Origin of the sequence: Pelagibius marinus (assembly GCF_014925385.1) — a bacterium.
GTDB lineage: Bacteria > Pseudomonadota > Alphaproteobacteria > Kiloniellales > Kiloniellaceae > Pelagibius > Pelagibius marinus.
In genome coordinates, this window is the sequence record NZ_JACSDK010000008.1 from 192,699 (window position 1) to 207,131 (window position 14,433).

Sequence of the window (14,433 nt, forward strand, 5' to 3'; positions counted from 1 at the left end):
CAGAGGAACCACAGCGACATGGAAACCAGGATCGACGAAATCGCCGAGGGCATCTTTCGCCTCTCCACCTACGTGCCGGAGGTGGCGCCGCCCGCCGGCTTCACCTTCTGCCAGTTTCTGATCAAGGCTGAGCAGCCCTTCCTGTTCCACTGCGGGCCGCGGGGAATGTTCCCTGCCGTCAGCAAAGCGCTCGCTGGCATCATCCCCGTGGACAGTTTGCGCTGGATCAGCTTCGGCCATGTCGAGGCCGACGAGTGCGGGGCGATGAACGATTGGCTCGCCGCCGCGCCCCGGGCGCAGGTGGTGCACGGCATGACCGGCTGCATGGTCTCCCTCAACGATCTTGCCGACCGCGCGCCGCGCGCGCTCTCGAACGGCGAGGTTCTGGACCTGGGCGGCAAGCGCATGCGCTACATCGACACGCCGCATGTTCCGCACGGCTGGGACGCCGGCCTGTTCTACGAAGAGACGACGGGAACCCTGTTCTGCGGCGATCTCTTCACCCACGTCGGGGCCGGGCCCGCCGTTACCGAAGACGACATCCTGGAACCGGCAAGGGCGGCCGAGGAGATGTTCCACGCCACGAGCCTCACCGCCGTCACCGCACCGACGATCCGTGAGCTGGCGAAGCTGCAGCCGCGCACCCTCGCCCTGATGCACGGCGCCTCCTTCCGAGGCGACGGCCAGGCGATGCTGAACGGCCTGGCGGACTTTTATGCGGAGAAGCTGCGCGCCGCCTAGCGGGCGAAGCCTCGAAGGCCGATAACCCGAAGAGTTGCGGGGCGGTCCCGCGTACATCAGCGCCCGTCCCCTCTCTTCCCCGCCCCCTGCGAAGTCAGTTCCAACAGCTCCACGACGAATCCCCAAGGTGAATTGCCCGGGGCGACAATGCGCGCGCCGCGTGCTACCCTCAAACCACGAATATCCGGGCAAACATACAATTGTAGTGCTTCACCGCCCTCTGGGGCTGCGTCGGGGCACCTTGGAAAGGGTACGGCACGACATCGGGTCGGCCGCGCCTAGAACGAAGCAGGTAGCTCAGAACGCAAGGGGGATTGCGTTATGGGAAAGCACCACTCCGGGGGACACTTTCACTTCTTTCACTGGCCGAAATTTACGATCGACCTCAATGACGCGGGAATCCGCGCCTGGGAGAAGGCCTCCTGGCGCTTCTTCGAGCCGGGGGATCCCTATTTCGAGGCGGCCGCCGAGCTGATCTACGACCCGCCGGGCCACGACCTCGATCCCGCGGCCGCGGACTACATCTACTTCGCGCCCCCCTACCGGGCGGAAATCGACGGCTGGAGCGAGGACGGCGGCACGCCGGTCAACGGCTTCATCGTCGGCGGCCACGGCAAGGACACCATCAACGGCGGCGACGGCGAAGACACTCTGCTGGGCGGCAACGGACGCGACGAGTTGAACGGCGGCGAGGGCGACGACCTGCTCATCGGCGGCCTGGGCAAGGACAAGCTGCACGGCGGCGAAGGCAACGACACCCTGGACGGCGGCCTGGGCAAGGACCTGCTGGACGGCGGCGACGGCGAGGACACGGCGCTCTACCTCGGCAACTTCGAGGACTACAAGATCGACTGCGCGGGCGACGGCTTCGTCGTCTCCAAGGCCGGCCATCATCCGTTCCTGCACAACAGCGACTATCTGGTCGACGTCGAGAAGATCGAGTTCCAGGGTGACGGAACCACCGTCTGGCTGGTGGCCGAGGGGCAGTCCATCCAGGCCGCCGTCGATGCCGCCCAGGAAGGCGACACCATCTTCATCGGCTGCGGCATCTTCGCGGAGTCCGTGAGCGTCGACAAGGCGCTGCACTTCATCGGCGCCGGGCCCGGCGAAACCATCATCGCGCCGCCGGGCGGCTCGGGCTTCGACCTTGTCGGGGACCTGGGCAGCGGCGCCACGGTTTCCTTCGACGGTCTGAGCATCCTCGGTGCGGCGGACTACGGGATCGAGGTCAACGGCACGACCCTCGGCACCCTGGAAATTCACGACACGCACTTCGAGGGCAACGGACGCAACGGTCTCGGTATTGTCAACGGCCTCAACCTCGGCGCCGTGGTTGTCGCCGGGTCGAGTTTCACGGAGAACGGCTTCCCCCACGCCTCCAGCGGCGACGGCGACCTGCTGTTCTACCAGTTCAACGGCGACGCCACCTTGAGCGAGCTGACCATCGACGGCGGCAGCCGGCCGATCGACGGCGGCAGCCACGACGCCGGCCACGCCGCGGAGAACGCCATCCAGTTCCGCAGCGACAGCGGTTCCCTGGGCAACGTCACCATCGAGGACGTCCAGATCAGCGGCGCCTACGAGAAGGTCGGCATTGCCTTCTACAACTACGACGACGTCGACGGTCTTTACATGGAGGACGTCGACGTCACCGCCGACAGCGGCTGGAACCTGTCGCTCAACTTCGACGGCATCGCCGGCGATATCGACATCTCCGGCTTCCCGGGCCTGAGCTACAGCCAGGTGGCCGCACTGCAGGGCGACCTCGCCGAGGCCAACCTCTTCATCGGCGGTAACGGCAGCGACGCCCTGAACGGCAAGGACGGTGACGACGCCCTGCAGGGCAACGGCGGCAACGACACCCTGAACGGCGGCGACGGCAGCGACACCGGCATCTACTCCGGCACCCTCGCCGACTACGACGTCACCTTCGGCGTCGGCGTCATCACCGTGGACGGGCCCGACGGCATCGACCAGCTCATCGGCGTCGAGAAGCTGCAGTTCCTGGGCGACGGCGTCTGCGTGTGGCTGGTCGCCGCCGGCCAATCGATCCAGGACGCGGTCGACGCGGCGGCGCCGGGCGACACCGTGCTGGTCGGCCCCGGCACCTACAACGAGAACGTGACCATCGACAAGGCGATCACCCTGCTGTCGGCCGAGGGGCGCGGCAGCACCGTCATCCAGGGCAGCGAAGCCCCCGGCAGCCTGGGCACCGTCATGGTGACCGGCAACACCGACGGCGTCGAGATCGGCGCCGCCGATCATGGGTTCACCCTCATCGGCTACGACGTCGCCAATCCGGGCCTGGAGCATGCCGCACTCTACTTCCAGGGCCCCCATGCCAACGCCAGGATCGTCGGCAACGACATCCAGGCCGACGGCGAAGCGGGCATGCTGACGGAATACGGTTTCGCCATCAGCGGCTTCGAGATCATCGGCAACATCTTTTCCGGCCAGACCTTCGTCGGCACGGAGGTGGCCAACGCCGACTTCTCGCAGCAGTTCACCGTGCACAACGTGCCGCGGGCGCTGCTCTACATCAGCGGCAGCGGCAAGAGCGACATCACCTTCCAGGACAACGAGGTCACCGGCACCGCCGGCGCCGAGAAAGAAATCAGCGGCGATCCCTTCGGCAATATCCTGGTGACCATCGACGCGGAGAATTCCAGCATCACCGGAAACACCTTCTCCGGCTTCACCTACAACGCGGCCCTGCGGGTACGCGACACGGGCACCGATATCGAAAACAACACCTTCGACAATTCCGGCGGCGGCAACACCACCGGCGTCGTCATGACCGTGGACGACGGCAGCTATACGGGCAACGAGTTCATCGGCGGGGCCGATCCCGACATCTTTGTCGGCACCCCCGGCGACGACAGCCTGTCGGGCGGCGGCAACGACGATATCCTGGTCGGGATGGGCGGCGCCGACACCCTGGTCGGCGGCGCCGGCAACGACACCTTCGTCTACACCAGCACGGCCGATGCCGGCGACCTGATCGACGGCTTCGATGCCGCGGCCGCGGACTTGGTCGACCTGGATCTGCTGCTCGACGAACTGGGCATCGCCACGGCCGACCGCAGCGCGCGCGTCGACGTCGACCAGGTCGGCAGCGACGGAACGGTTGCCGTGGACACCACCGGCGACGCCTCCTTCGACCTGCTGGTCGTCACGCTGGAGGACGTCACCGGGACGCTCGACCTGGGCGACGTGAACTTGGGAAGCCTGTAGCGCCGTAGAGGGATAAGGGCGGCCCGGCGGCCGATCGCCCCTGTGCATACCCGGTTGCGCGGCGCCGGCGATCCGGGGAAACTGCCGGCATGACAGAGACAGCTCAGAGCTTCGGTCGGTTGAACGACCACGCCGAGTGGCGCTATCTGCTGCGGGAGTTTGAGCTGGCCTACCGGCACGGGCAGGCCGGTGGCAGCAGCAAGATCCGCGCGCATATGAAGGAAGTCCGGCTGCGCCTTGCCGCCGCCATCAAGAGCAACTCGTCCGTCCTCGAGTGCGTCGGGCAACGCCTGCCGGTCTGCGCTCACCTGCACCGGGCGCTCGACAACGGCATGGAAGGGGCCATGCGCAGCCTGGTGCGCACCATCGAGGTGGTCGCCGACCGGCTGGACTGGCGCTACGGCTACGACCGCCTGCCCAAGGGCCTGGAAAAGAAGTACGGTTTCGCCGAGTTCCTCGGGCCGCAGGGACCCGTCGTCTGTAACGACCTGACCCTCGGCGTCGTGCTTTTCGCGCCGCAATGTACCTATCCGGCGCACAAGCACGATGGCATCACGGAATCGTATATCTGCCTGAGTGGTGCGGCCTCGGAGAACGACAGCGGTGTCTACACGCCGCGATCGATGATCCTCAACCTGCCGGGGCATACACACCGGATCACAACCTCAGATCACGAGCCGGTCCTGCTCGCCTATGCCTGGGCCGGATCGGCCGACTCGCTCGCCCGGCCGGAGATGAACTTCAAGCGCAAATGACGTCCGGCCGCAAACGGCAAGCAGTTCTTGGCCAACCTCGCCAAGGTGGTTCATTTGTCGCTGATCTTCCTCTAGTCTTGACGGTCGACCAGGAGGGGAGGTCCGCTTCCCGCCGCTGCCTCTCTGTGCCGACGCACGACGGGGACCTGCGGCGGGGTTCTTCTTTTCACAATCCTGGCGACACAGGACAAGACCACTCTTACGTCAGAAAGGGAGACTCATGGCAAGGTGGATGAAATCTCTGGCAGCCGCGGCCGGCATCGCCGCGCTGGCCAGCTCGGTCGCCGTCTCGGGCGCCTCGGCCGACGCGATCAGCGACATCAAGGGGCGCGGCAAGCTGATCGTCGGCGTGAAGGCCGACTATGCGCCCTACGGCTTCCTCGACAGCAGCGGCAAGATCGTCGGCATCGAGCCGGAACTGGCTCAGGACGTGGCCGACGTGCTGGACGCCGACCTGGAGCTGGTGCCGGTGGTCTCCTCCAACCGCATGCAGTTTCTCGAGCAGGGCAAGATCGACCTGATGATCGCCACCATGACCGACCGCAACGACCGGCGCGAGGTGGTGCAGATCGTCGACCCGAACTACTATTCCTCGGGCACCAACATCCTCACCAAGGGCAACTTCGCCAAGTGGGAAGACCTGAAGGGCGCGCCGGTCTGCGGCATTCAGGGCGCTTTCTACAACCGCAAGACCTCCGAGGAATTCGGCGCCGAGATCGTCGCCTTCAAGGGCACGGCCGAAGCGCTGACGGCGCTGAAGCAGAACCGCTGCGTCGCCTTCGTCTACGACGACAGCTTCATCGTCTCGCGCCTGGGCGATCCCGACTGGGAAGGCTGGAAGATGCCGCTGCCGACCATCGACGACGCCCCCTGGGGCCTGGCCGTGAAGAAGGGCGAGGACGCCTTCGCCATGCTGATGTCCGGCATGATCGTGAAGTGGCACGTTTCCGGGCGCATCCTGGAGCTGGAGAGCAAGTACGGCCTGGAGCAGACCCCCTTCGCCAAGAAGATGCACCAGGCCTTCCTGGACTTTAACCCCTCGATCGAGCGGTAGTTTTTATTCCCTCTCCCCTGCGTGGGAGAGGGTTGCGGAGCGTTGGTGAGGTCCGCGAGACCGAACCTACGCGCAGCTGGGTGAGGGGGCCGTCGGCAGAGATATCCCCCTCACCCAGCTCCGGCTAGGCTCGGCAACAGCCTCGCCGAGCCTGCGCAACCCTCTCCCGCCGGGGGAGAGGGAAACACTTTTCGGGGGCGGCAAAGTGGAAGCGGTCTACGAATGGGCCCGCGTGCTCTATCAGGACACCGGGATCAACCTCACCTTCATCTACGATTCCTACGACCGGAACCGCCTGATCGACGGCTTCCTGATGACCGTCTGGCTGTCGGTCATCTGCCTGGGGCTGTCGGTGGCGATCGGCGTCGTCGGCGCCTGGGCGCAGGGCGCGCGCTCGGCGATCCTGCGGCGCTGCGTGGCCGGCTACATCGAGTTCTTCCGCAACACCCCGCCGCTGGTGCAGCTCTATTTCTTCTACTTCGCCCTCGGCTCGATCATGCCGACGACAACGAACCGCTTCGGCCTGCCGGAGCCGCTGCTCGACAACTTCGCCTGGGCGGTGATCTCTCTCTCGTTCTTCGCCGGCGCCTTCAACGTGGAGATCTTCCGCTCCGGCATCGAGGCGGTGCCGGAGTCGACCAAGGAGGCGGCGGAGGCGCTGGGCTACACCCGCCTGCAGACCTACCTGGAGATCGTGCTGCCGCTGGCCTTCCGGGTCTGCCTGCCGTCGCTGAACAACAACCTGGTCAACCTGGTGAAGACCACCACCCTGGCCTACGCCATCGCCGTGCCGGAAATGCTCTACCAGGCCAACCAGATCTGGTCGGACTCGGTGAACGTGCCGGAGATGATGACCTTCCTGCTCATCGCCTATGTCTTCCTGGTGGGCGTGCTGGTCTGGGGCATGCACCGCTGGGAGCGCTCCATGCGGCTGCCGGGTTTTGGGTCATGAGGGTTCGGGTCATGAAGCGCGCACCCGTATTCCATGGAGAAACCGACCTGCCGGTGCTGCTGCCCGCCGCCCGGCGCCTCGCCCGCCGCGCGGAGCGCGAACGCCTGGCGGGCGGCCCGCTGCCGCGCCTCAAGGCGCGTCACGGCCTCTGGCTGCTGGCCATCCTGCTGCTCTCCGCCGGCGTCGCGCAGGCCCAGGCGGACGCACAGGTGAAGGAGAGTGTCATCACCGCCATCTTCAAGTGGATGCCGGTGCTGCTGCAGGGCTTCATCTTCAACATCGCCATCTCCTTCCTGGCCATGGTCATCGGCACCGCGGTCGGCGCGGTGCTGGGCCTGATGCAGATCTCGCTGCTGCCGCCGGTGCGTTTCGGCTCCTGGTTCGTCACCCAGTTCTTCCGCAACGCGCCCTGGCTGGTGCTGCTTTTCTTCTGCATGTTCCTGCTGCCCTTCGAGTTCGACCTGGGCTTCGCCACCATCCCCTTCCCCGACTGGGTGAAGGCGACCATCGGGCTCGCCCTGCCGGTCATGGCCAACGTCTCGGAGATCGTGCGCGGCGCCGTGCAGTCGCTGCCCTCGGGCCAGTGGGAGGCGGCGGAGTCGCTGGCCTTCTCACGCCGCCAGACGCTGTGGGAGATCATCCTGCCGCAGTGCGTGAAGCGCATGCTGCCCCCCTGGATGAACCTCTACGCCATCCTCACCATGGCGACGGTGCTGGCCTCCATCGTCGGCGTCTCGGAGATGATGACCCAGACGGGCCGGGCGCTGGCCGCCGAGAACCGGCCGGAGCTGCTCATCCCCTTCTACAGCTTCGTCCTGATCTGCTTCTTCGCCTACTGCTACCCCATCGCCGTCTGGACCCGCCGCCTGGAGCGGCGCTACCAGGTGAAGCTGTGATGGGGCGTTTGCCACATGGTTCGAGACGCCCCTGCGGGGCTCCTCACCATGAGGTCAGAGTGTTGCCTCACCCTGAGGAGCGGTCTGCAGGGCCGCGTCTCGAAGGGTGCCTGCGTGATGAATTGAGAGAGCCGTCATGACCTCCCCCGACCCGACCTGGACCCCCGATCAGCCGATCATCCAATGCCGCGACGTGCACAAGTCCTTCGGCCAGCTGGAGGTGCTGAAGGGCATTTCCATGGACCTGATGAAGGGCGACGTGGTCTGCGTCATCGGGCCCTCGGGCTCCGGCAAGTCGACCTTCATCCGCTGCATCAACGCGCTGACGCCCATGGACAGCGGCTCCATCAAGGTCGAGGGCCAGGAGGTCAACGACCCCAGGCTCGACAAGCTGGCGCTGCGCCGCAAGGTCGGCATGGTGTTCCAGCAGTACAACCTCTTCCCGCACAAGACGGCGCTGGAAAACGTGATGATGGCGCCGATCAAGGTGCTGAAGGAGGACAAACGCCAGGTCGAGGAGCGCGCCCGCGCCCTCATCAGGAAGGTGCGCCTGGAGGGCAAGGAGGACTCATATCCCGGCGAGCTCTCCGGCGGCCAGCAGCAGCGCGTCGCCATCGCCCGGTCCCTCGCCATGCGCCCCGACGTCATGCTGTTCGACGAGGTGACCGCGGCCCTGGACCCGGAGACGGTGAAGGAGGTGCTGGTCACCATCCGCCAGCTTGCCGAGGAAGGCATGACCTGTATCCTGGTCACCCACGAAATGGGCTTCGCCCGCGAGGTCGCCGGCCACATCTACTTCACCGACCGCGGCGTTATCGTCGAGCACGGCCCGCCCGCGACCTTCTTCACCGAGGCAAAAGACCCGCGGACGAAGGAGTTTTTGAGTCAGATTTTGTGAGATTCTCCCCTTCGACAGCACGGAAACACGCACGCCAGCAGAGCATGCTTAGCTTGAGAGTCTCGACTTAAAATCAAACTCCTATGGGCAACGCACTCCCGCGCTTGCCCAAGGAGCCCATCCCTCTTCTGCCAAGCTAAGTTTGATCCGCTTCTTCGGAACTGCCGCCGCCATCAGATCGCCGCACCGTACCAAGGACATAGCCAGCGACCCCACTCAATAGGGCAACGGCTCCATCGGATAGTTTGCCAAGAATGGCCAAATAGGTGGTGGCAACGATGATGATCAGAATCGTCGAAAGCTTGAGGAGTTCTATCCTTTGGAGAACGTCGCGGAGAGTTCTGCCATACTCGTTAGGAATTCTAGAGAATACGTACATGAGAACTACAGATATACAGATGATTATAACGACGAACACTAATGTGACGCCCGCCGCCCAGAAGAATTCCTCATCTATATCCATTTGGCCCTCCCTTTGTAAATTAGTTATGGGCTTTCCTGGGAAACCTCGCCCTGCGTACTGATAGTTCTGTCGCGGAGGCCGCCTTCCGCTTATCCGTCGAAGGCGCTTTAACCCAACACCTATGCCTCAAACGGCGCTCGCTCCTGCATCCGCCAACGTCGCACCATTGCGTCTATGTAATCTTCGCCCGCTACGTCTTCCGTCCAAAGTTTAACAAAGGGAACATCTGCGCTTTGCGGTCGCCGCTCAACTGGTATGGCATTGAAGCGCAAACGAACGGGCACAACAGTTCCTTCACCAACGATCAAAGCTTCTTGAGTTCGGAGTGTAGGTAGAATCTCAACCAAGCTACTAACAGAGTCTGGCAATGCACGTTGGACGAATTTTTGATCCTGTTGGTTGCTCATGCGCAAAGCCACAAGCGTATTACATTGGGAAAGGATTGACTCTGCCAGTTCCGACGGCCTTTGCGACACCAAGCCAAGTCCAACGCCATATTTGCGTCCTTCTTTTGCAATTCGTGAAAGCGCCTGTTTGGTTGGCTGGAATGCCGCATCATCTCGTCGAGGGGCGTAGCGGTGTGCCTCCTCGCAAACGAAAAGTATTGGAACTTGAACAGGACGCGGCCCCCAAACCGCAAAGTCGAATACCATTCGACAAAGCACCGATACAACGACGTCCACTACGTCCGATGGCACTCCCGAGATATCAATTACCGAGAGCGGCTTTGACGCCACAGGGATTCGAAGATAGTTGCTTACAATGTTGGCGAGGCTATCCGATACGTCGTCATCCGGTCTGATCATGAACGAGAATCGGCTATCTGCCTGCAATGCTCTAATCTTGTTCTCGATCTTCAGGTACGGGTCTTGCTTTGCCGTTTGTGGGGGCTTGCTCTTCTCAACATGCTTAAGGAGGTCCCCTAGACGGTAGGGAACTGGCGTATCCACGGTGATACTATCTTTCGGTATGCCATCAGCACCGAACTGGCGACGCGCATCGAGAATAGCATCTCTGAGGATATTCGTTTGGCTCGTCGCAACAAATTCTGTTTTTCCGATAAAGAGTTCTATGCTCTCCTCGAAATTTAGGAGCCAATGAGGCAGGTTGAGGGAGGTCGGATCGATAACCTCCGCCTCATCTGGAAATGCCACACTATACTCGTTATGAGGATCGAGTAGAATGATATGCGCATTCGGCGCTGCGGCTAAAATAGACCGAAGGAGCACAACCACCGAACAGGACTTGCCCGATCCTGTGGTGCCCAAGACAGCGAAGTGTTTTCCGAGCATTTCGTCGGAGAGCAAATAGACGGGCAAGGACGATGCTTGAGAGAGAGAACCGACTCGTATGCTAGGCCTAGATGGCTGATGGTAAATTCTGGAAAGCTCATCCACACTTGCCACGTAAATACCCTGCCCAGGCAATGGATATGTAACTACTCCTCTTTGAAATTCAAAGTCGGCCTCCTTCAGCCCTGTTCGTAAAGCTTCCCCGAACAGTTCAACTTCAAGCCACTTCGCATCTGATGTGGTGCCGAGCGATTCGAAACCACCTTCCGTTGTTGGCGCTTCATGCATCCGTAGCGCTGTCACGACTCCAAATACAAGTTTGTCCCCGGCTTCAATTTTCACAATCGACCCCACCTGACCAACCGTATAACGGCGACTTCTATAGGTTCGATATAGATCTTCAACTGATGCCTCTAGCTCCCCGAGGACCCGTGCGCCAGACACCTCCACTACCCGTCCAATCTTGAGGATCTGCTCGCTCATCCATCCTCTCCCGCAATGAAATCCACAAGATTTTCGAAACGCCAAAGTGCAGCGGAAAGAATCTTTTCCGAGTCCTCAGAGTCAACAGCCTGTCCTATGAATGTGCCCTCTTCATTGTCACCAACAAAGGCGTTGAAGCGTGATTGACATTGCTCTGCCAGATGCTTGAGGCGAGCATCTTGCATATCCCTGTCTGCATCTGGACCAACAAATGCAATAACTGTGAGGTTGGTGTTGCGGGTGTTTACCGCATCCGTGATAGCCTCATTGATATGTTCATCGTTGAAGCTATAACCGAGGACAACTAGGCAGTTGTTTGCGCTTTGCATCCGCATTCGGTCGCGGAAACGACCCATTAGTGTCTCGTAGACACCAAATTGTGTTTGGAGATACTTCTGCTCCGACGGGTAAACAACGATCGGTTCATTTACCGAGTCGCGATGAAAGCTGCGCCTAACGTTTTGCGCATCATCGCGAGTCCAGTTAATTGAACCGTGAAGCTTGTAGATGCGGAACCCGACATCTCCGGATCGGGACTCGTCGAACGTCGCACTGTCGAACCATGCTCGATTTGTACCTCGAAAGCCGTCTATGTAGGGGATGCGGAGCTCGTCAAGATTCGCTTCCAACACCGTGTCATAGTTCAGGCTGAAAATATCGCGAGGCGTACTCTCTCGATGATTCCGAATGCGTCGAAGAAACCGGCGATGGTATGAATTTGGTTGCCAATCATCGACAATCTCGTTGACAATTTTCTCCTTAATTGCCGCCAACCACTTATCTATCTGATCGATAGATACACTGTGCACATCTCCATTGGTGATCGTACTTAGTATATTTCGGTAACGCTGAAGATACGTGATGAGGTCCTCAATCGTCGCTGGACGGCCATTCGTTTGCTTTAGATTGCTAAACTGTAATTGGAGTTCAGAGTCCGCTTCTTCCATCACCTGCGTTGTAAGTGCGCCGATCAGGGGCTTGTTTGCGCAGGCACTGCAACCAGCTCCAATTAGAAAGCATGTTTCAGCGCCAGTGAGCCACTGCAGCACTTGCTCCCGCACGTCCACTGACATTTCTAAACCTCGATAGTTGAGTTGCCATACGAATGATACTCCTATAAGTAGCTCAGATCGAGATTCATTTGCTGATAAGCACTTAACGCAGCAGGTTCACCAAGTTGAGCAGTTCCGTATGAGACTTCCAGCAAGAAACCACCCCATGATCACCGCCATCGTCCAGTTCAAGCTGCCGTCCGGGATCAAGCGCGAAGACGTCATCGCCGCCTTCAACACCAGCGTCGAGCAGTTGCGCGGCTACCCCGGGCTGATCCGCAAGTACTACCTCTATGACGAGGCGGCCGGCACGGCCGGCGGCGCCTATCTCTGGGAGAACCGGGCGGCGGCCGAGGCCCTCTACAGCGATGCCTGGCTTGAGATGATCGCCGAACGCTACGGCGGCAAACCCCAGATCACCTGGTTCGAGACGCCCGTGGTGCTGGACAACGCCAGCGGCGAGGTCCTCTCCGAGGCCGCCGAGTAGGCGAACTCCGCCGGTCCTTACCGCCTGCAACTTCGTCGCGAACTTGCGCGTTTCACGGGTGGGGCGGAGGCGTTTTCGCGCGTACCGTTCTTTCGCGAACTTCTTTGGGATGAGGACGCTCGGAAGAGTTGTCAAACAGGATACGTTCGCCTACTTGCAGCGCGTCCGCGGGCCGAATTCAAGCCAAGTTCACGCCGGATCCTGGCCAAGTTCACCGGGGCTTAACGCCTGACATGCCAGATTGCCGGATGCCGAGGGGCGTGATGCCGGACTGCGCGGAAGCGCACAGGCCGCGACACAGCCGCTTCCCGCATCATCTCGTCTCCTTGGCACAGCGAAGACGCCGAAAGCATGCCCACCAGGATCACCCCTTCCACAGCGCCGAACCCAGACGGCCAGGCAGCACAGAGCGAGACCACCCCCGCCGGGAGCGGTGAAGCGGCGCGCCCGACGCTGCGCGGCCTGCTGTGGCCACTGGGCGTGCTGACCGCCGGGCTGGTCGCCATCATTGTCGTGCTGCTGCTGTTCGCCGCGCGCGAGCAGAACGGGCTGGCGCTCCAATCCTCGCTGCACCTGGCCGAGAGCGCCCTGGGCGACCAGATCAACGAACTGAAGAGCACCGCGCGCGACTACGCCACCTGGGACGAGACGGTCGAGGAGGTGGTGCAGTCGCTCGACGAGACCTGGGCCGACGACAACATCGGCACCTGGGCCTACGAGGGCCTGCAGATGAGCGGCACCCTGGTGCTGGACGGCGGCGGCCGGGTCCTCTACGGCATGATCGGGGGCGAGCGCCTGGGCGAGGAGATCCTGACCCGCATCACCGAGGGCCTGCTGCCCCTGGCCGCAGCCGCACGCAAGGCCGACCCGGGCGAGCTGGGCGTCGCGCTGGCGGGCAATGTCCGCTTTGACGGCGGCCTCGCCATCGCCGCCGCCGCGCCCATCGTCTTCGAGGGCGGCAGCCCGGCGCACGACGCCGGCGGCGCGGCCAGCGTGCTGATCTTCTTCCGCCTCCTGGATCGGGACCTGCTGACGCGCCTGGAGGACGGCTTCCTGCTGCCCGGCCTGCACCTGGCCGAACAGGCGGCGGTGAGCGGCGCCAGCCTGGCGCTGCCCGGCTATGACGGGACCGTCCTGGGCCACCTCGCCTGGACGGCGGAGCAACCGGGCTTCGTCATGTTGCAGCCGCTGCTGCTGCCCGGCGCCCTGGCCGGCCTGCTCGGCCTGCTGTTGCTGTGGATCGTGGTGCGCCGCATCGCGCGCGCCCTGCAGGAACTGGAAGACAGCCACACGGCCCTGCACCAGCAGGCGGTGGAGCTCTCCGCGGCGCGCGACCGCGCCCTGCAGCAGACCCGCACCGAGACCGAGCTGCGCCGCAACGCCGTGGCGGCGAGCCGCGCCAAGTCGGACTTCCTGGCGCTGGTCAGCCACGAGCTGCGTACGCCACTGAACGCCATTCTCGGCTTCTCCGAGACCATCGCCACCCAGGCTTTCGGGCGCGACGCCGGCGAGCGCTACCGCGAGTACGCCGAGGACATCCACGAGAGCGGCAGCCACCTGCTGTCGATCATCAACGACATCCTGGACCTGACCAAAGTCGAGGCCGGGCGCTACGAGCTGCACGACGAAGACATCGATCTCGACGCGCTGCTGCGCCGCTGCCTCGCCCTGCTGCGCGAACGGGCGGGCACCAAGGGGCTGCTGCTCGCCTACCGGGGCAGCGGTATCGCCCTGCGCGCCGACGCGCGCGCGCTGAAGCAGATCGTCATCAACCTGCTGTCCAACGCCATCAAGTTCACCGGCAACGGTGGGCGCATCGAACTGCGGGCCGCGGCGGATGCCAGCGGCATCACCATCACCGTGGCCGACAACGGCATCGGCATGAATAAGGATCAGCTGACACGCGCGATGCAGGCCTTCGGCCAGGTCGACTCGGCGCTGACACGCGCGTCCGAGGGCACGGGACTGGGCCTCAACGTGACCAAGGCGCTGACCGAGCTGCACGGCGGCCGCCTGGAGATCCGCTCGGCCCCCGGCAAGGGCACCGCGGTCACCGTGCGGCTGCCGGCCACGCGCCTGCTGAGCGCCCCGCCGTCGGCCATTCCCGCTCAGTCGGCCTGACGCGG

The 14,433-nt window shown here is 62.9% G+C and carries 12 protein-coding genes; 9 read left to right on the forward strand and 3 right to left on the reverse strand.

The window, feature by feature from the left end:
* The first annotated feature begins 18 nt into the window (after positions 1–18).
* From H7X47_RS09450 to H7X47_RS09480, 7 genes are all read left to right on the forward strand, one after another.
* Positions 19–741 (forward strand): oxygen-binding di-iron domain-containing protein, encoded by a 723-nt coding sequence (locus H7X47_RS09450; RefSeq protein ID WP_193368410.1) that lies wholly within the window; start codon positions 19–21, stop codon positions 739–741.
* Positions 742–1,062: 321 nt separating this feature from the next.
* A complete protein-coding gene (locus tag H7X47_RS26300; protein WP_193368411.1) occupies positions 1,063–3,975 on the forward strand; it encodes a hypothetical protein in 2,913 nt (970 codons plus the stop codon).
* Between the two features lie 89 nt (positions 3,976–4,064).
* Entirely contained in the window at positions 4,065–4,730 is a 666-nt protein-coding gene (locus H7X47_RS09460; RefSeq protein ID WP_193368412.1) for a dimethylsulfonioproprionate lyase family protein, read from the forward strand.
* 232 nt (positions 4,731–4,962) lie between these two features.
* Positions 4,963–5,784 carry a transporter substrate-binding domain-containing protein gene (locus tag H7X47_RS09465; protein WP_193368413.1) on the forward strand — a complete coding sequence of 274 codons (822 nt, stop codon included), beginning with the start codon at positions 4,963–4,965 and terminating at the stop codon, positions 5,782–5,784.
* A 205-nt stretch (positions 5,785–5,989) separates the two neighbouring features.
* Positions 5,990–6,736, forward strand: a complete 747-nt coding sequence (locus H7X47_RS09470; RefSeq protein WP_193368414.1) for an amino acid ABC transporter permease — start codon at positions 5,990–5,992, stop codon at positions 6,734–6,736.
* Between the two features lie 11 nt (positions 6,737–6,747).
* Positions 6,748–7,632 (forward strand): amino acid ABC transporter permease, encoded by an 885-nt coding sequence (locus tag H7X47_RS09475; protein ID WP_193368415.1) that lies wholly within the window; start codon positions 6,748–6,750, stop codon positions 7,630–7,632.
* 136 nt (positions 7,633–7,768) lie between these two features.
* A complete protein-coding gene (locus H7X47_RS09480; RefSeq protein ID WP_227010337.1) occupies positions 7,769–8,530 on the forward strand; it encodes an amino acid ABC transporter ATP-binding protein in 762 nt (253 codons plus the stop codon).
* Between the two features lie 136 nt (positions 8,531–8,666).
* Here H7X47_RS09480 and H7X47_RS09485 read toward each other — a convergent pair whose 3' ends face one another.
* The 3 genes from H7X47_RS09485 to H7X47_RS09495 all read right to left on the reverse strand — a co-directional run bounded on the left by H7X47_RS09485 (position 8,667) and on the right by H7X47_RS09495 (position 11,841).
* Positions 8,667–8,993, reverse strand: a complete 327-nt coding sequence (locus tag H7X47_RS09485; protein WP_193368416.1) for a hypothetical protein — start codon at positions 8,991–8,993, stop codon at positions 8,667–8,669.
* 119 nt (positions 8,994–9,112) lie between these two features.
* Positions 9,113–10,768: an ATP-binding protein gene (locus tag H7X47_RS09490; RefSeq protein WP_193368417.1), complete on the reverse strand. Its 1,656-nt coding sequence runs from the start codon at positions 10,766–10,768 to the stop codon at positions 9,113–9,115.
* Positions 10,765–11,841, reverse strand: coding sequence for an SIR2 family protein (locus tag H7X47_RS09495; protein WP_193368418.1), 1,077 nt, complete (start codon positions 11,839–11,841; stop codon positions 10,765–10,767). The genes H7X47_RS09490 and H7X47_RS09495 overlap by 4 nt, the downstream gene beginning before the upstream one ends.
* A gap of 145 nt (positions 11,842–11,986) precedes the next feature.
* On the opposite strand from H7X47_RS09495, the gene H7X47_RS09500 reads away from it, so the two are divergent.
* Together H7X47_RS09500 and H7X47_RS09505 are read left to right on the forward strand one after the other, a co-directional pair.
* Positions 11,987–12,307 carry a YdhR family protein gene (locus H7X47_RS09500; protein WP_193368419.1) on the forward strand — a complete coding sequence of 107 codons (321 nt, stop codon included), beginning with the start codon at positions 11,987–11,989 and terminating at the stop codon, positions 12,305–12,307.
* 351 nt (positions 12,308–12,658) lie between these two features.
* Positions 12,659–14,428, forward strand: a complete 1,770-nt coding sequence (locus tag H7X47_RS09505; protein WP_193368420.1) for a sensor histidine kinase — start codon at positions 12,659–12,661, stop codon at positions 14,426–14,428.
* Positions 14,429–14,433: the final 5 nt, after the last annotated feature.